14 protein-coding genes are annotated in these 17,225 nt (G+C 46.6%); 1 reads left to right on the top strand and 13 read right to left on the bottom strand.

Features of this window, described 5'->3' with window-relative positions:
- Positions 1-2: 2 nt before the first annotated feature.
- The 7 genes from DW642_RS14325 to DW642_RS14290 form a co-directional block, all read right to left on the bottom strand.
- Positions 3-914 carry an ABC transporter permease gene (locus tag DW642_RS14325; protein WP_238033680.1) on the bottom strand — a complete coding sequence of 304 codons (912 nt, stop codon included), beginning with the start codon at positions 912-914 and terminating at the stop codon, positions 3-5.
- 89 nt (positions 915-1,003) lie between these two features.
- The gene (locus DW642_RS14320; RefSeq protein WP_117510680.1) at positions 1,004-2,848 is read right to left on the bottom strand and encodes an extracellular solute-binding protein; all 1,845 of its coding nucleotides are present in this window, start codon (positions 2,846-2,848) and stop codon (positions 1,004-1,006) included.
- 476 nt (positions 2,849-3,324) lie between these two features.
- The gene (locus tag DW642_RS14310; RefSeq protein ID WP_117510677.1) at positions 3,325-4,770 is read right to left on the bottom strand and encodes a uracil-xanthine permease family protein; all 1,446 of its coding nucleotides are present in this window, start codon (positions 4,768-4,770) and stop codon (positions 3,325-3,327) included.
- 287 nt (positions 4,771-5,057) lie between these two features.
- On the bottom strand, positions 5,058-5,411 hold the full coding sequence (locus DW642_RS14305) for an Hpt domain-containing protein (protein ID WP_055220310.1): 354 nt from the start codon (positions 5,409-5,411) through the stop codon (positions 5,058-5,060).
- Positions 5,412-5,841: 430 nt separating this feature from the next.
- Positions 5,842-7,176: an NADP-specific glutamate dehydrogenase gene (gdhA, locus tag DW642_RS14300; protein WP_022461212.1), complete on the bottom strand. Its 1,335-nt coding sequence runs from the start codon at positions 7,174-7,176 to the stop codon at positions 5,842-5,844.
- Between the two features lie 349 nt (positions 7,177-7,525).
- Complete coding sequence (locus DW642_RS14295; protein ID WP_117510675.1) at positions 7,526-8,125, bottom strand: flavin reductase family protein; 600 nt, start codon at positions 8,123-8,125, stop codon at positions 7,526-7,528.
- Between the two features lie 104 nt (positions 8,126-8,229).
- A complete protein-coding gene (locus DW642_RS14290; RefSeq protein WP_117510673.1) occupies positions 8,230-9,885 on the bottom strand; it encodes a putative manganese-dependent inorganic diphosphatase in 1,656 nt (551 codons plus the stop codon).
- A 380-nt stretch (positions 9,886-10,265) separates the two neighbouring features.
- Between DW642_RS14290 and DW642_RS14285 the strand changes: the two genes are divergently transcribed.
- Positions 10,266-11,177, top strand: coding sequence for a 30S ribosomal protein S1 (locus tag DW642_RS14285; RefSeq protein ID WP_117510671.1), 912 nt, complete (start codon positions 10,266-10,268; stop codon positions 11,175-11,177).
- A gap of 134 nt (positions 11,178-11,311) precedes the next feature.
- Here DW642_RS14285 and trhA read toward each other — a convergent pair whose 3' ends face one another.
- From trhA to DW642_RS14255, 6 genes are all read right to left on the bottom strand, one after another.
- Entirely contained in the window at positions 11,312-11,986 is a 675-nt protein-coding gene (trhA, locus tag DW642_RS14280) for a PAQR family membrane homeostasis protein TrhA (protein ID WP_117510669.1), read from the bottom strand.
- Between the two features lie 224 nt (positions 11,987-12,210).
- Positions 12,211-12,489: a GIY-YIG nuclease family protein gene (locus tag DW642_RS14275; RefSeq protein WP_022461219.1), complete on the bottom strand. Its 279-nt coding sequence runs from the start codon at positions 12,487-12,489 to the stop codon at positions 12,211-12,213.
- Positions 12,470-13,345, bottom strand: a complete 876-nt coding sequence (locus DW642_RS14270) for an ROK family protein (protein ID WP_022461220.1) — start codon at positions 13,343-13,345, stop codon at positions 12,470-12,472. Before DW642_RS14270 ends, DW642_RS14275 begins: the two co-directional genes overlap by 20 nt.
- 17 nt (positions 13,346-13,362) lie before the next feature.
- Complete coding sequence (manA, locus tag DW642_RS14265) at positions 13,363-14,298, bottom strand: mannose-6-phosphate isomerase, class I (protein WP_117510667.1); 936 nt, start codon at positions 14,296-14,298, stop codon at positions 13,363-13,365.
- Between the two features lie 342 nt (positions 14,299-14,640).
- Positions 14,641-15,594, bottom strand: a complete 954-nt coding sequence (locus tag DW642_RS14260) for a M23 family metallopeptidase (RefSeq protein WP_117510665.1) — start codon at positions 15,592-15,594, stop codon at positions 14,641-14,643.
- 359 nt (positions 15,595-15,953) lie between these two features.
- Positions 15,954-17,009 (bottom strand): D-alanyl-D-alanine carboxypeptidase family protein, encoded by a 1,056-nt coding sequence (locus DW642_RS14255; protein WP_117510663.1) that lies wholly within the window; start codon positions 17,007-17,009, stop codon positions 15,954-15,956.
- Positions 17,010-17,225 lie beyond the last annotated feature (216 nt).

The following is a 17,225-nucleotide window of genomic DNA, read 5'->3' as shown; positions in this document are numbered from 1 at the left end:
CCTTAGAAAATCTTGTAATCAGCAAACTTGTAAGCACAAACATAAGAAGTAACAACCAGCACGAAGCTGACAACAGATTTAAAGAGACCTGCTGCAGTAGCCAGCGAGAACTGCATGTTTGTAATACCAATACGGTATACGTATGTATCGATGATATCACCAGTTTCAATAACCAGCTGGTTGTACATGTTGAATACCTGGTCGAAACCTGCATTCAGAACGTTGCCCATTGCCAGTGTGGTCAGAAGAACGATGGTCGGAACCAGTCCCGGGATGGTGATGTGCCATACACGTTTCCAGCGGCTTGCGCCGTCGATTGCAGCTGCCTCGTAAAGGCTCGGGCTGATGCCGGTCAGCGCTGCAAGATAAATAACTGCGTTGTAACCGAACTCTTTCCATACATCAGTTCCGATCAGTAACTGACGGAAGATGCCAGGCATGGTCATCGGAAGAACGGTATCCGTTGCACCCATTGCGCTGCGGACCGTGTTGAAAATTCCGTTTGCGCCAAGGATATTGGTGATGATGTTTGCAAGGATAACCCAGGATACGAAGTGCGGCAGATATACGATCGTCTGAACCGTCTTTTTGAACTTCATATTCTTTACCTCATTCAGCAGCAGTGCGAACACCAGCGGAATGATGATATTCAGGATAACCTTTGCGATTGCAATAATCAGAGTATTGACAAGTGCCCGTTTTGCATCCGGGATAACGGTCAGGTATTTAAACCATTTCAAACCTACCCACGGAGAGCCGAACCATCCTTTGCTCGGATTGTAATCCTGGAATGCCATTACAATACCAACCATCGGAACGATAGAAAACATAAACAGCCAGATATAACCCGGCAGAACCATTAACGTATAGTGAAAGGAATTTGACAGCCCGAGATGGCCTTTTTTCTTCTTCACGGCAAGCTCCTCCTTTGATGTCATTTTTTTAAAGTAGTGGGGTACAGGCTTTCCTGTACCCCACCCTCCACATCATACATTTACATTAGTTACTCAGCCAGGTAATCTTTTACCAGCTCAAGGATCTGATCACCACCCTGTACATGCCAGTCGGTGCAGAACTGATCCCACTCGTCAAGGCTCTTCGCACCAGTGATGAACTGAAGGATACTCTTGTCTTCCAGGTCAGAAATCTGGGTCCAGTAGGTATCCATTCCGTCGATGGTGTAGTACAGTTCAGAATAGATCTTGTGATCCGGCTCAAGTGTTGCGTATGGACGATCACCAATCAGCAGTGCATAGAATCTGTTGAACTGTCCGTTGTTGGTGTTGACATCCATATCGGTTACTGTCAGATCTCTGGATCCGTCATAGTCCTCAGAGATAACGTCTTTCAGAGTTGCGGCATCGTTTGCCAGGTTCTTGTACAGACCGTTGAATTTGCTTCCGCCCTGCTGATAATCATCTGCGCTTGCTTCGCCTTTGATGATTCCCATCAGTGCATCATACTCATACTCGCACTCGTCAGTAGCTGCCATGGTGTTACGCAGCGGATACCAGCCGATTGCTACAGAAGTATCGAAGGTAGACTCATCACGAACGAGTACGTTGTTCATGATAACAATGGCTTTCTTCACATCATCCGATGCGTTTTTGTTTACCATAGTATAAGTGGTTCCAACGTCTTTCATATGAATATTCCACTCACCGTCTTTGGTGTACAGCGGATATGCCTGCCAGTTTGCATTGTTATCGTTACGGAAGGAATCCGGGTTTCCGTATCCAAGGCTCCACCATGGTCCCATGAAGATACCGCAGGTTCCGTTCTTAACATTGTTTGCATTGTCGCCGTTGGTTGTGGTTCCAACCTCCGGGTTGATGAGGCCTTTTTCATACCAGTCATGTAAGGTGGTAAGGGCTTCTTTCATTTCATCTGTTGTAGTTCCCCAGTACAGTTCGCCGGAATCATCTTTCAGAAAATACCCCGGTGTTGCATTGAATGCCTGATATACAGCATCGAAACCGTATCCGTTGTTGGAGGAGTTCAGGAAGTTGGAGTAGGTTCTTCCGCCGTTATCAATACCTGCGATTGCATAATCCGGGCTGAGACCTGCGTCTTTAAATTTCTGAGCTACTTCGCCGAGTTCATCTACGGTCTTCGGAACTTCCAGTCCTAACTGATCCAGCCAGTCCTGACGGATAAAGTACAGGTAAACACCATCGGTATCTACCGATATGTTTGGCAGTGCACAGAAGGTTCCGTCTACGGTTGCATTGTTGATCGCACGTCCTTCGGTAGTCTCGATGATTTCTTTTACCTGTTTGGATGCGTACTGGTTGAACTCCGGCCAGAGGTCTGCAAGAAGATCTGCTCTTGCTGCCTGTACCAGGTAGTTACGGGTTGGTGCAACGACTGCATCCGGAAGGGAAGCAGATGCGATTGCCAGAGATACTTTCTGCTGGAAGTCAGATGCATTACCTGCAGTCCAGTCGCAGACAACTTTGATGTTGTAGTTATCCAGAAGGTATCTGGTGTACTGGTTGTTATCTACGGAATCGCCGTCCGGAAGTGTGGTATCCTTCGGGTCGATCTGATATCCATAATGTACTTCTACGACATGATCAAATTTTGCAAACGCACGATCGTCATTTTCACCCGGTACTGCATCATCTGCTTCATCAGCTGCTGCAACCCAGTCACCAGAACCTGCTGCATCGCCGGAGCCGCTGTCCGATGAGGTATCCTTTGCTTCATCGCCGCCTGCCGTACTTGATGCTGTTGTGCCGCTGCTCTTGCTGTTTGTGTCAGAACTGTCTCCTCCAGTGCTGCCACATGCTACCAGGCTTACGATCATGGTGCTTGCCAGTAATGCAGAAATTACTTTCTTTTTCATTTGGTGTCCTCCTTGTGATTTACGTTCTTTTTGCGTGCTCCGTTGTTGCTTTTGTCCAGGCTTACGAAGAATCCATTGTTTTTAATCATACGTTTTGCCTAAAACTTTCACATTTTCGTCACACTTTTTATGCAATGATTATACCTCTCTTCCACCCGTTTTGACAAGCATTTTTTATGTATTTTTCACAATTTATTTCGTTTTTTTAATTCATATTGTCGATTTTGTACACTATTTTAAAATTTATAGTCAATCTTGACTTTTTCTTTTTCGTTATTCTTTTATCTATTGACGGATTTTTTGTGCTTTTTCCGTCATTTTGTATATTCCTCGTATTTTCAGACATTTTACCTGCAGAGCCTTCTACCGGCAGTTCCCTCCGAATGCCGGGCAGCACAATAAAAAAGAACCTCTTATCTCTCCCCGGGAATACTTCTTTCCGGAAACATAAGAGGTTCTTTTTCTTTTTTTGTTCTTTATTCTGCTTTTTTCTTCTCTTTTGGAATAATAATATTCAGTACAATCGCCGCAACAGCTGCCGGAACAATACCGGAGCCGCCGAAAATCAGCTGGATATAATAAGGAAGCTCAGAAGTTGCTCCCGCTGTGGAACCAAGGCCGTAGCCAAGACCCAGTGCAACAGAAACGATCGTGATCTCACGGCTCGTAATCGGCTCTTTTGTGATGAGCTGGATACCGGAAACCAGAATTGACGCAAACATCATAACGGCTGCACCGCCGAGTACGGACTGCGGCATAATGGATACAAATGCTGCAATCTTCGGGCAGAGTCCGCAGAGGATCAGGAAAATGGCTCCGCAGGAAAGTGCCATACGGTTTACGATTTTTGTCATCGAAATAATGCCGACGTTCTGTGCAAAAGAAGTATTCGGGAGAACGCCGAGTGCTGCTGCAAAGCTGGATCCGAGACCGTCGCAGATGATACCGCCGGAAAGCTCAGAATCGGTTGCCTCGCGGTCCATACCGCTCTCTACGCAGGCGCAGATATCGCCGACCGTCTCAACGGTTGTTACGATGAACATGATCGCTACCGGGAGAATTGCCTCCACACGGAAGACTGGTTTTACCTCAGCCAGTTTTCCAAAGCCTGCAATACCAGGGAGTGCGAACCAGGACGCATCTTTTACCTGCTGGAAATTGACAACCCAGGAATATGTATAGGAAACAGTGCTTCCATCCTCAAGAACCGCCGTTCCGGTATGCGGCAGAACCATGGTCATAATAATAGCTACCACGTAGCCGACTAAAATACCGATCAGAATTGAAGCCGTGCTTAAGATTCCCTTCGGATTTGTAAAGTGCTTCAGTGCCAGCGTTACAATCAGAACGACCATGCCAAGGAACAGGTTCTGTATGGAACCGTAATCGTTCGTTCCGGAACCGCCGCAGAGATAATTGATTCCAACCGGAATCAACGAAAGACCGATCGCCATAACGACGCAGCCGGTAACAACCGACGGGAAAAATTTACGAAGCGGCTTTAAACAGACGCCAAGCACGCCCTCAAACAGACCGCCGACAATTGTCGCACCAAGGATAGCGCCGTACGTCAGCGCGCCCTGTCCCAGCACGGCTGTCACGCTCTTGAATACGCCGAGGAATCCAGAAGATGTACCCATAACAATCGGCACTTTACCGCCGATCGGTCCAATCGAAAACATCTGTACCAGTGTTACAATACCGGCTACTGTCATTGCATTCTGCAAAAGAGCCGTACGAAGTGCACCGTAGCCCGCATCCGCCGTCAGACCGCACGCTCCCATGATGATCAGAAGCGGGGTAAGGTTTCCTATGAACATCGCCATTACGTGCTGCAATCCAAGCGGAATCGCCTGCTTCAGCGGAATCCGTCCTTCAAAGGTGTACGGGGTTCCCATAGCTGAACTTTTTTCTTTTTTCATTGCTTTTCTCCTGCTTTTGTAGATTTGGGCTGCCTTGCCTTTCGGTATGGAATATGCCCTGCACAGCCGGAATTTTTCCGGCAAAGCGTCCTTGTTTTTTCTTATAGATACTTATAAGTTTTTCTTTTTAAACAAGTCTTCTTCATAAGCTGTGCTTTTATGTAAAAAGATTATCATGTTTCTTTTTTCCCGTCAACCCGCATCTTGTACAGAATTCCATAAAAAGGAGACACCGGTCTGTGTTCCTCATCTCACAGATCAATGTCTCCTTGTTTTCTTCCTTCAATTTAAGCGTTCTGGAAATCCTCAATCGCTTTTACGGTGCGGTTATATTCTTCCGTCACCTTCTGCATCAGATCATCCGTCTCGGTCTCCTGCAGCGGTCTTAACCGCTCGGTCAGCTCGGCGCTTGGCTCGTACAGATTTTTAAAACCAAGATTCTGGCACACGCCTTTTAATGTATGAGCTGCACGGAATGCAACCTCAATATTTCCGTCCGCCAGTGCCTGGCAAAGCTCCTGATAGCTCGGATCCTGAGGAAATTTTAAAATGATCCGCTGAATCAGAGATTCACTGCGAAGCCGCTGAACGGTTTCCTCGTAATCTGCTCCCATCTGCATGTAGCAATCTTTTAATGTCATCTTCTCTTCCTCTTCCCTGTATGCAAATTCATTACATATTAATGCAAACAAGTTCTTTATCAATACATAAATAATTATATTTCTCGCGCAAGCTCTTGTCAACTTCTGCTTTTCATTATTTTTGCATTATTTTTGTTTACTATACGCTCTATTTCTGAACATAAAATATCTTTTTTCTTACGTTTTTCTTAGGTTTTTATATTACCTGTATATTGCATTTATGCATAATAATACAACTCACTCGCATATTCTGTCGTTTTATTCACACGGTACCGCGTGAAAGTCTATTTCTTCTGTCTAGTCTCGTTGCAAAATGTAATGTTTTTTGTACCCTGTAATTTTCGTTATTTTTCTGTGTTTCTTCTATCTTTTATGCAAAAAGGGACCCCCGTTCTTAACCGGAGATCCCTTTGGATTTCTCAAAATCAGATTAGCAGATTCCCTGAGCCATCATAGCGTCAGCTACTTTCTCAAATCCTGCGATGTTAGCGCCCATAACATAGTCGCCCTCATGGCCGTAACGTTTTGCAGCATCAACCATGTTGTGTGTGATGTTGATCATGATGCTCTTCAGTTTTGCATCAACTTCTTCGAAGGTCCAGGACAGACGCTCGGAGTTCTGGGACATCTCGAGTGCGGATGTTGCAACACCACCTGCGTTTGCAGCTTTTCCAGGTGCGAAGATTACGCCGTGCTCCTGCAGATATTTGGTTGCTTCCAGAGTAGTAGGCATGTTAGCGCCCTCGCATACTGCAGTGCATCCGTTCTCAACAAGTGCTTTTGCATCCTCAAGCAGCAGCTCGTTCTGAGTTGCGCAAGGAAGAGCAAGGTCTGCTTTTACAACCCATACGCCGCGTCCTTCGTGGTACTCGGAGTTTGGACGATATTTCTTGTACTCGGTCAGACGAGCACGATTTACTTCTTTGATCTCTTTTAATGCAGCTACATCGATTCCGTCTGGATCGTAAACCCATCCGTTGGAGTCAGAGCAGGTGAGAACTTTCACACCAAGCTGAGTAGCTTTCTCGATTGCATAGATTGCAACGTTTCCGGAACCAGATACACAAGCGGTCTTGCCTGCGATGTCGATGCCGTTCAGTTTCAGCAGCTCCTGGGTCAGGTACAGCAGTCCGTATCCGGTAGCCTCTGTTCTTGCTAAAGATCCGCCGTAGCTTAAACCTTTACCAGTCAGAACGCCTTCGTATACGCCGCGGATTCTCTTGTACTGTCCGAACATGAAGCCGATCTCTCTTGCGCCTGTTCCGATGTCACCAGCCGGTACGTCGGTGTCTGCGCCGATATATTTGCAAAGCTCTGTCATAAAGCTCTGGCAGAATGCCATGATCTCTCTGTCAGATTTTCCTTTCGGATCGAAGTCAGAACCACCTTTACCTCCGCCGATCGGAAGGCTGGTCAGTGAGTTTTTGAATACCTGCTCGAATCCCAGGAATTTGATAATACCAATATTTACAGAAGGATGCAGACGGATTCCTCCTTTGTAAGGTCCGATTGCACTGTTAAACTGTACACGATATCCGGTGTTTACATGAGCCTGTCCTTTATCGTCTACCCACGGCACACGGAATTTGATCTGACGCTCTGGCTCTACCATTCTCTCCAGAAGAGCGACTTTTCTGTATTTTTCCTCGTTTGCTTCAATAACAGGGCGAAGAGATTCCAGAACCTCTTTGACTGCCTGATGGAATTCCGGCTCAGCTGGGTTTTTTGCAACTACGGACTCAATAACCTCATCTACGTATGACATGTTAGTTTCCTCCTTGAAATTTCTCCCTTAATGTAGTGCAGAAAGATTTCTTTAAAAGATCCATCTGCGGTTCTCATCAGCCTTAAAGCGTGGAGAAAATCATTTCCGCACTCTCTCGCGTCTCCGGTGGATTCTCCCGTCCTCCGGATCACTTAATTTTATAAGGTCAACGATTGGTTGATATTATAGCATAAAATATCCGGTTTTTGCAATATTTCACGCAAAAAATTCCTAATAAATCATGATTTTGTAGCGTTTTCTAATATTTACCCAGTATTTTTGTCGATTTTGTATATTTTTACCGAAAGTACTATAAAATTTCGCGTGCTGATTCTTTAGAAAATAAAGATTAGCTGCGGTTTTTTGTTTTTATATTAGGTGTTTTCGATTTTTTCTTCACGCTCCAGCCAAAGGTTCCCTGCTTTTTCCCGATTCCAAAGTACTCTCCGTGGGAATACACAATCGGTTTCGCGCGGTTCAGATCGAAGCGGCCGCGCTCATCCATGTATGCCTCATCCGCATGGACAGCCACAACTTTTGCAAGAAACATGTGATGCGAGCCCAGTTCGAGCACCTGCTCCACTTTACACTCGATATTAACCGGCGACTCCCCGATCATCGGTGCGGAAATCTCCTCCGCCTCGACTTTCGTCAGTTTCATCTCTTTGAACTTATCCACATCTCTTCCCGAGCGCACGCCGCAGTAGTCGGTCGCATAGCAGAGGTCCTCCGTCGTCAGGTTGATGACGAACGCACCGCTCTCTTTGATCATCTGATAGCTGTAGCGTTCCGGCCGCACCGAGATCGATACCATCGGAGGATTCGTACACACCGTGCCGGCCCAGGCAACGGTGATGATGTTGTCCTCCCCGTTCTTTCCGCGCACCGACACCATGACCGCCGGCAGCGGATACAGCATATTTCCCGCTTTCCATGTCTGTTTTCCCATTCTTATTTCTTTCCTTTCCTCTTTTTCACCCTTTTATGACCGAAAAAAGCGTGCCCCGGATCTGTTTTCAGGCCCGGAACCACGCTTTTTTATTTTTTCTGTTTTTACTGATTCTGCAGCGCCATCATAAATGCCGGAATCAGCTGTTTCTTTCTCGACACAACACCCTTCAGCTCGCAGCTGACCTCGTTGACCGGAAGATCTTCAAAAGCTTTTTCGATGACTTCCTTTGCCCCGCTTCCATAATACAGAAGCTCTGTAGATTCTTCTATAATATTGGTCAGCATAAAGAATACCATCTCGATGCCGTGTTTTCCGCACTCGCTTTCCATCTGCGGCAGAAGCTGTTCCTTGATGGATTCCAGCTCGCCCGCATCGAGGGATGTAATCTGGCCGACACCAAACGTAACATCGCCCATGATGAATTTTTTGAAATCCTGGTAGAAAATCTCCTCCGGAGATTTATCCTTCAGATTGCTTCCTGCGCGGAACATTTCGGATGCAAACTCCGGAATGCTGATGCCTGCAATGTCCGCCAGAGCCTCTGCTGCCGCTTTATCAAGAAACGTACACGTCGGCGACCGGAACATCAGCGTATCGGAAATGATGGCTGCGCAGAGCAGTCCTGCGATGTTCGGCGCGATCTCCAGCTCTTTTTCCTTATAAATTTCATACATAATCGTTCCCGTGCAGCCCACCGGCTCATTGCGGAACATAACCGGCGCCATCGTCTCAAGTGATCCCAGACGATGATGGTCGATGATCTCGAGAATCTCCGCCTCTTTGACGTTATCGACCGCCTGTGATTCCTCATTGTGATCGACGAGAATCAGTTTCTTTCCTGCATTTCCGATCAGATTCCGGCGGGAAATCGTTCCCACATATTTTCCTTTCTTGTTCAGAATCGGGAAATCGCGGTGTCTCTGATTTTTCATAACTTCTTTGATATCATCGAGGAAATCTTCGGTGTTGAACGTGATCAGATTGCTTCTGCGCATCAGATATTTGACCGGAATACTCTGGTTGATCAGACGCGCAATCGTATACGTGTCATGCGGACTGCTGATGATCACACAGCATTTTTCCTCTGCAAATTTCTGAATCGTTTTCGTCACCTTTGCGCCAAGTCCGACGATAATGCAGCTTGCATCCATCTCGATTGCACAGAGCTGGTCCTCCGCACGGTTTCCGAGAATGACAAGGTCATCTTTTTCGATGTAGTTCTCCATCGTATCCGGATGGAATGCGCCGACAACGACTTTTCCGCGGATAAAATATCCATGCTCATTTCCGACAATGACAGATCCGTCCAACGTATCCGCGATACTGCGGTATTGCGTCCTTGCCAGTGACATGACATGGCTGTCATAAGAATCCATGTAGGATTCCGCGATATCACTGACCGTGATCACGCCCTGCAGATCATTGTCCGGCGAAGTAATCGGCAGTGTGACTACATTGTTGTTTTTCATCATGGAATACGCTTTTTTCACGGAAATCGTACCCGGCACGCTCGGTACCTCGTGAATCTCAATTTCCTTTACCTGCGTTCCCGCATTCGGCAGGTAGCCCGGCGCACGCACCCCAAAGCGTTTCAGCACATACTCGGTCTCCTCGTTGATCTGACCGGCACGGCGTGCCACGTAGGTTTTTGTTTTATCCGTTCTGTTTTTGATATCCGCATAGGCAATCGCCGAACAGATCGAATCCGTATCCGGATTTTTATGTCCAATTACATAAACTCTTGAATTTGATTTCATAATAGTACTCCTCCCTTCTGTATGTTTGTGGTATACAGTAAGTTCGTCCCGGTAGTTTTACTTCTTTTTTTGTAACGACTACAGTTACTGCTCACTTCGTGACCAGTAACCGCCGCCCTGCACATGCAAATTCGCTCCGCGAAGTTCCGGGCGGCCACCTGAATCACTTTCTCCTGCAGCCGCGCAGCAAGTGCGCGTCTCAGTAATTTTGGTAACGACTACACACATATTACCATCCTTTTTTCATCTGGTCAAAGAAAATCTTTTATGTTAAGATAAACGCAGATAGAAAAACGTGCAAAATTGAACCCGATTTTTTCATAAATCCACAATTTTCCTCTCGTTTTCCTGTTATTCTTACGAAAAAGGGGTGTTTCATTATGTCAGAAGAAAAATTAACCATGGATGACTTCTCCGCAGAGCTGGAAGCTTCTTTCAAAAAAATTGAGGAAGGCGACATGCTCACCGGAACCGTCATCTCCGTAGATGAAAAAGAGGTGATTCTCGATCTGAAATACTACGCAGAGGGTGTCATCCGCGCCGAGGACTTCAGCAACGAGCCTGGCTTCTCCTTAAAAGACGCTGTTCAGGTCGGTGACGAAATCACCGCAACCGTGATCCGCAAAGACGACGGCCACGGCAACATTCTTCTCTCCCGCGCAGAGGCAAACGATATCCTCGCATGGGAAAAACTCGCACAGTACAAAGAAGAGAAAACCGTACTGGATGTAAAAGTCAAAGGAATCGTAAACGCCGGTGTTATCGCTTACGTCGAAGGAATCCGCGGCTTTATCCCGGCATCCAAGCTTTCCCTGAACTATGTGGAAGATCTGAACGAATACTTAAACAAAGACATTCAGGTTCAGGTTTTTGACCTTGACAAAGAAAAAGACCGTCTGATTCTCTCCGCCCGCGAAATTCTCCGCGAGAAAGCAGACGAAGAGCGCAAAGAGAAAATTTCCAACGTAGAAGTCGGCCTTGTTACCGAAGGAACCGTTGAAAGCCTGCAGCCATACGGCGCATTCATCAACCTCGGAAACGGCCTCTCCGGCCTCGTCCACATCTCCCAGATTTGCGCCAAACGAATCAAACATCCATCCGCAGTCCTGGCAGTCGGCGATAAAGTCAAAGTAAAAGTCATTGCCATCAAGGACGGCAAACTCAGTCTCTCCATGAAAGCCCTCGATGACGTTGCAGCTGAGGAGATCCAGGAAGAAACCATAGAACTCCCGGAGACAGAGGAAGTGACAACGACACTGGGATCGCTGTTTAAAAATATTAAGCTGAACTAAAGTGGCTGTTCCCGTTGTTATAACAGCATTTTCCAGGGGTTTTGCAGCATCACAGATTTTACCCCCATGACACGTAAACATAAAGCAGCGGCTGTACCGGATTTTTCTTTTCCGGTACAGCCGCCACTGTTATTTTATACCGGCATCGCCGCCACAAAATAATACATCACAATAAAATGACAGAAGCTGCCACCCATCACAAACAGATGGAAAATTTCATGTGTTCCGAACTTTTTATGCTTCGCATTAAACATCGGCATTTTTAAGGAGTAAATCACCCCGCCGACCGTATAAATGATGCCGCCCGCCAGCAACCATCCAAATGCCGGCCGTGAAAGAGCCAGAAACAGCGGATGAAATGCCAGTACACACAGCCATCCCATTGCGATATACAACACTGAGGAAAACCACCTCGGACAATTGATCCAGAATGCCTTGACGAGAATTCCGCCAATTGCTGCTGCCCACACCAATGCACAAAGTACAATTCCCGTCCGTCCATGCAGCGCAATCAGACAGATCGGCGTATAACTTCCCGCAATCAGCACGGAAATCATCATATGATCAAACTTCTTCAGTCGACGGTTTACCTTCCCATTTACATCAAACGTGTGATACACGGTGCTCGCCAGATACAGCAAAATCATACTCAGCATAAACACCGCCATCGCAACCACATGCAGATGATCCGGCTCCCGCGCCGCCTTCAAAAGCAATGGCAGCGTTCCCACCACCGCCAGGATCAGCGCAATCCCATGTGTAATCGCACTGCCAGGATCCTTGATTCCATTTTTTCTGATATACTTCATTCTACTCACTCCTTTCCTGTCAGAAACGCTGTTTTATTTCAATTACCGTCTCACATAGTTTTTATTACTACTTGTTGCCGTTTCTTTTATTATAACAGGATGAAATTATTTTGCAAGTCAAAATATCTGGTTTCTTCCGGAATCGTTCGACACATTTTCACAAAAAAACAGACTTTCCGCATCCACACATTGTTGTGTCTGTTCGAAAAGTCTGTTTTTGATTCTTATTTCGCCTTGATCAGCTTCCATTTCTCTGTCCGCGAAAGCTGTTTAATCTCCCACTCCCGCCGCATCGCCTCTTCTTTGGAGGAATACGTTTCAAAATACACCAGTTTTACCGGTCTCCGGCTTTTGGTGTATTTGGCACCTTTTCCCACATTGTGTGTCTCAACGCGGTGCTCAAGATTGTTGGTCCAGCCGGTGTAAAGTGTTCCATCGCTGCATTCCACGATGTAAGTGAAATTTTTCGGATGTTCCTGCACCTTACTGCATTGCCAGCTCATCTACAGCCAGTTTCAGCGCACCCATGATACCCTGATTGTCGTTCAGGCTTGGAAGTACAATGTAGCTGTCGAGATCCTCAAGTTCTTTTGTTACAAGATATCCGTTCAGCTGTTTCTTTACTTCTTCTCTTACGAGCGGCATCATATGCTCCTGATGCATAACGCCTCCGCCCAAAACGATTCTCTGCGGGGAGAGCAGCATGATGCAGTCTACAAGTGCCTGTCCGATATAGTAAGCCTCAAGCTCCCATACCTCTTTTTTGTCTGCCAGCTCAATACCTTTTTTGCCCCAGCGTGCTTCAATGGCAGGACCTGCAGCAAGGCCTTCCAGGCAGTTGCTGTGATACGGGCATTTTCCGCCGTAAGTATCTTTCGGATGTCTGGTCAGCAGAACGTGTCCGCCTTCCGGATGAAGCATGCCGTGCAACAGCTTGCCATTGGAAATAATTCCCATTCCAACGCCCGTTCCGATGGTGATGTAAATGCTGTTGTCCAGACCTTTTGTGATTCCCCAGGTAGCCTCACCCAGTGCAGAACCGTTTACATCGGTATCAAATCCAACCGGGATGTCCAGTGCATCTGCGAAAGCGCCTACGATGTTGTAGTTCTTCCATGCTAATTTGGGAGTTGTGGTAATGTAACCATATGTTTCGGATTTTCTGTTCAGGTCGATCGGTCCAAAGCAACCGATTCCCAGTGCCTGAATGTCCTTCTCTTTGAAATACTCAATCATTTTCGGAACGGTAATTTCCGGTGTCTCGGTCGGGATAGAAATTCTCTCATAAATTTCTCCATTTGCGTTTCCAATTGCGCAGACCATCTTTGTTCCGCCTGCTTCTAATGCTCCAAGTCTCATTGTGTTTTTCTCCTCTCTTATGCTTCTGGATTTGAGCAGATTACAGAAAGTTTTCCTTCAAATCTGCATCCATTAAAATTAGCCGGTATAATAAAGTGAGTACCTTTCTTAACCGGAATACCGTTTACAGTACCCTCTCCGGCGATTACACTTACATTAGTATAATATTTTTTCGCATCCAAGGTGAATACACCGTCGATGTCGTATTTATCTACAGAGTAGAACTTGCATGTTACAAAATGGGTATGTACCGCGCCCGGGATTTCCTCTGTAAAGGTATCGATATCTGCCGTTTTAAACGGAGCCTCGATAACATCGATACTCTGCTCTACATGAAGTTGTCTCGGTTTGCCGTTCTGCAGTCTGTCATAATCGTATACACGATAGGTGATATCGCTGCTCTGCTGTGTCTCCAGAATCAGTGTGCCGCCTTTGATGGCATGTACGCATCCCGGATTGATCTGGAAGAAATCTCCCTTATGTACCGGCACTTTGCGGATGAAATCGCTCCACTCATGATTGCGGATCATTTTCTCCACTTCTGCCTTGTCTTTTGCATTGTGTCCGATAACAATTTCTGTACCCGGTTCGCAGTTCAGCACGTACCAGCACTCGGTCTTTCCAAGAGATCCATTCTCATGCTCTCCTGCATAAGCATCATCTGGATGAACCTGGATGCTCAGATCATTTTTTGCATCAATGATCTTGATCAGCAGCGGAACCTGGCTTCCCGGGTAATTTCCGAAAATTTCCGGCTCCTCTTTCCAGAGCTCACCTAATGTTTTTCCATCAAATCTTCCGCCTGCCACATGGCTCATTCCGTTGGCATGTCCGCTGATCGCCCAGCACTCGCCGGTTGTATCGCTCGGAATTTCGTAATCAAATACGTCTCTTAACTTTGTTCCACCCCAGATTGCTTCTTTGAACACCGGGTCCATAAATAAAAGCTCCATATTTTTCTAATCCTCCTTGTTTTCAGGATCTGTCCACTACGTCTATTTTAACCGATAACAGCCAAAAACGAAACCCCTAAAATGACAAACTTTCACATTTTCTGTAACCGGTTACTTTCCTTTTATTCCGCCTTTTTTCTATATCAAAACAATCCTGTTTGTTATATGTAAAGCTGACTGTTTTCAGCCAGCCTTTTTTATAAAAAGCAATCGAAAAACGGTATTTTACCATCCGCGGTCTGCGCCGCCTTTTTTGTATTCAAAACCTGTAAAAAAGATTCGATTGCGAATCCTACACTTTATAATACTTTCCCGCATCCCATTTCGTGCAGGTCCTCTTTTTTATTCCGAAATTGCCGGGAGATATACCATAGGATCAATGGCTTTTCCATCTTTTTTCATCTCAAAGAAAAGATTGCTTCCCTCTTTTACATAATATTTCGTCGGTGCTGCAACTGCTCCGATCCGTGCTGCTTTCTGAACTTTCTGGCCTGCCTCGAGGGAAACGTCTGTGAGCTGTCCGTAGATGGCTTCGTATCCATTTCCAAGATTCATGGTGACGGTGAGGCCGGTTCTTGCATCATTTTCCACACTCACAACTTCTCCGTCCGCTGCCGCCAGAACCGGAGTTCCTTCTGCCGCCGAGAAAACAACGCCTGGATTGCACTGGTAAAGATCCAGTGTCGGGAAATAAACGGTATTTTCCATGTTATACGGAATCAGAACTGTTCCAGTAACCGGCAGTTCCATGATTGTCGCTTCGCTGAACATCAGATCCTGTGCAGCCCCTGCTGTCTCAACTGCCGTTTCCTGATTTTCTGCAGAATCCACAGTTCCGGATGCTGCACTCGTTTCTTCATTCGCCGCTGTTTCTCCTGATCCTGTTTCTCCGTTCTGATCCGCCGCTGTTCCGTTTACCGCCTGCGCGTCCTGTCTTTCTGTATTCCCATCTGATTCTTCCGGTGTATTCTGAGCCGTCTCTGCATCTGCTTCTGGATTTCCCACCGCCTCTTCTTCACACGCCGCTTCCATTTCCGGCACCTGTTCCAGACTGTTTTCCACATCATCTGCCTGATCCTGTACGGCACACGTTCCGTCTGCATCTCCCGCCGTCTCCTCCGTCTGCTGTTCTGTAGTTCCGGTGCTTTCGTCCTCTGTAAGCTGTGCCGTCTCTCCCTGTTTCGCCTGATCTGCCTTACCGTTTCTCGCATCCTGCTGCCAGGTCAGCACTCCGCCTGCAATCATCATTGCCAGTGCCGCTGTGATCACGCCGATTCTCAACTTGTCTCTTTTCATGTTCTTACCACCTCTGCTGATATCTTTTTAAGCATTTCAGAGGCGTTTCTCAATCTCTCGCTCTCCTCCTGCTTTTCCTACAGTAAGCAGTATTTCCCATCCGGCGCGATCTATACACAAAAACCGGATTTTTCCTTTCTGTTATCCACAATTTCTCCTCCGTGCTTTTTCATTTTGTGGAAAACATCTGCCGTTTCTGCGCACTTCGTGCAAAACATCCCCATCATTATCCACACTTTATTTTTGTCGTGTCAGGCGGATATTCGCAATGGTAATAGGAGACTTCCTTCATTTGGTTAAAAAAGAGCTGGAGACGGGAAAATTCCCAGTTCCAGCTCTTTTTTTTTGTTGTAATCTTTTTATTGCAGTCTTCCATACACCGTACTCGCATCCGCAATGCTGTCCACCGCAGATCCCGAATCCGTCATCGCCTCTGCCGTAACGAGTATGTACTCTTCTCCCCCGTATTCTGCAAAGCTGACCAGGCACTGACCCGCCTCATCGGTAAATCCGGTCTTTCCGCCTTCAATGACTGCCCCGTTCTCCAGTGTCGTACTCATCTCATAGCTGGTAAACCGGTGGAGCATCGTATCATACAGCGTAATTCCCTCCGGGTGTGATGCGGTAGCCTCCGTTGTGTAAACCTCCCTCGTCACGATCTCGCGAAACGTATCACTCTTCAGACACTCACTCATCAGCACCGCAATATCACGGCAGGTAGAATAATGGTTGTCGTTATGCAGTCCCGTGCAGTTCTCAAAATGCGTATTGGTAAGTCCCAGTTCTTCTGCTTTCTGGTTCATCATGGCCACAAAACCTTCTTCCGATCCGCCGACTGCTCTCGCCAATGTCTCACAGGCATCTGCGCCGGATGGCAGCAGCACACCATAGAGAAGATCACGAACCGTTGGCTGTTCGTACGGATTAAATCCCGCTACCGACGCATCCTGTGCCGTCAGTTCCTCGAAGATGTCCTCCGGAACCGTAATCGTCTCGTTCAGATCCGGAAGATTTTCAATGGTAAGCAGCGCTGTCATAATCTTTGTCATCGACGCCGGATAAATTCTCTCATCTCCGCCCAGATTCATCATCTCAGCCAGATCGCTTTCCCGCACCAGCAGGGCATGCTGACTGTTCAGACCATCTGACGAAATCTGCTGTACCGGCTCAGGCGTCGGTGTAATCTCCTCCTCCTGGCTGGAATCCGATATCGGCTCTGAACTGTCCCCAGCAAGAGAGGATGACGAAACCGAAGAGGATGCACTTGCGTTTCCATCCGTCTGTTTTTTTTCGTTCTTCTGCATCTGATATCCAAGCACGCCAATCAATCCGATAATGATAACAAGCAGAACACTTAAAATCACTTTCTGCTGAAACTGGCGTCTTCGTCTTTTGTTTTTCTTTTTTTGTGCCATAAACAGATTCCTCCGTTCTCTTTTATTCTTTCAAAGCATAGTACATTTCCTGCTCTTTTGCAAGATTTTCGCCGTAACCTTAAGATAAACATAATCAAAATTGGTCCGGTGGACCAATTTGGGATATGCAGAACAAAAAAAGAACCCTCGAAAGGGTTCCACATAGTGAAGCATCGGGGATTCGAACCCCGGACAACTTGATTAAAAGTCAAGTGC

Origin of the sequence: Blautia sp. AM23-13AC, assembly GCF_003435675.1 — a bacterium.
Lineage (GTDB): Bacteria > Bacillota > Clostridia > Lachnospirales > Lachnospiraceae > Fusicatenibacter > Fusicatenibacter saccharivorans.
This window is presented reverse-complemented; position numbering and strand designations above follow the sequence as displayed.

What these genes read in the sequence shown, in the direction of transcription:
- DW642_RS14260 (WP_117510665.1), bottom strand. Translation starts at nt 15,594, where the DNA reads ATGAAAAGAGACAAGTTGAGAATCGGCGTGATCACAGCGGCACTGGCA.
- DW642_RS14290 (WP_117510673.1), bottom strand. Translation starts at nt 9,885, where the DNA reads ATGAAATCAAATTCAAGAGTTTATGTAATTGGACATAAAAATCCGGAT.
- DW642_RS14320 (WP_117510680.1), bottom strand. Translation starts at nt 2,848, where the DNA reads ATGAAAAAGAAAGTAATTTCTGCATTACTGGCAAGCACCATGATCGTA.
- gdhA (WP_022461212.1), bottom strand. Translation starts at nt 7,176, where the DNA reads ATGTCATACGTAGATGAGGTTATTGAGTCCGTAGTTGCAAAAAACCCA.
- manA (WP_117510667.1), bottom strand. Translation starts at nt 14,298, where the DNA reads ATGGAGCTTTTATTTATGGACCCGGTGTTCAAAGAAGCAATCTGGGGT.
- DW642_RS14270 (WP_022461220.1), bottom strand. Translation starts at nt 13,345, where the DNA reads ATGAGACTTGGAGCATTAGAAGCAGGCGGAACAAAGATGGTCTGCGCA.
- DW642_RS14305 (WP_055220310.1), bottom strand. Translation starts at nt 5,411, where the DNA reads ATGACATTAAAAGATTGCTACATGCAGATGGGAGCAGATTACGAGGAA.
- DW642_RS14285 (WP_117510671.1), top strand. Translation starts at nt 10,266, where the DNA reads ATGTCAGAAGAAAAATTAACCATGGATGACTTCTCCGCAGAGCTGGAA.
- DW642_RS14275 (WP_022461219.1), bottom strand. Translation starts at nt 12,489, where the DNA reads ATGAGCTGGCAATGCAGTAAGGTGCAGGAACATCCGAAAAATTTCACT.
- DW642_RS14255 (WP_117510663.1), bottom strand. Translation starts at nt 17,009, where the DNA reads ATGGCACAAAAAAAGAAAAACAAAAGACGAAGACGCCAGTTTCAGCAG.
- DW642_RS14295 (WP_117510675.1), bottom strand. Translation starts at nt 8,125, where the DNA reads ATGGGAAAACAGACATGGAAAGCGGGAAATATGCTGTATCCGCTGCCG.
- trhA (WP_117510669.1), bottom strand. Translation starts at nt 11,986, where the DNA reads ATGAAGTATATCAGAAAAAATGGAATCAAGGATCCTGGCAGTGCGATT.
- DW642_RS14310 (WP_117510677.1), bottom strand. Translation starts at nt 4,770, where the DNA reads ATGAAAAAAGAAAAAAGTTCAGCTATGGGAACCCCGTACACCTTTGAA.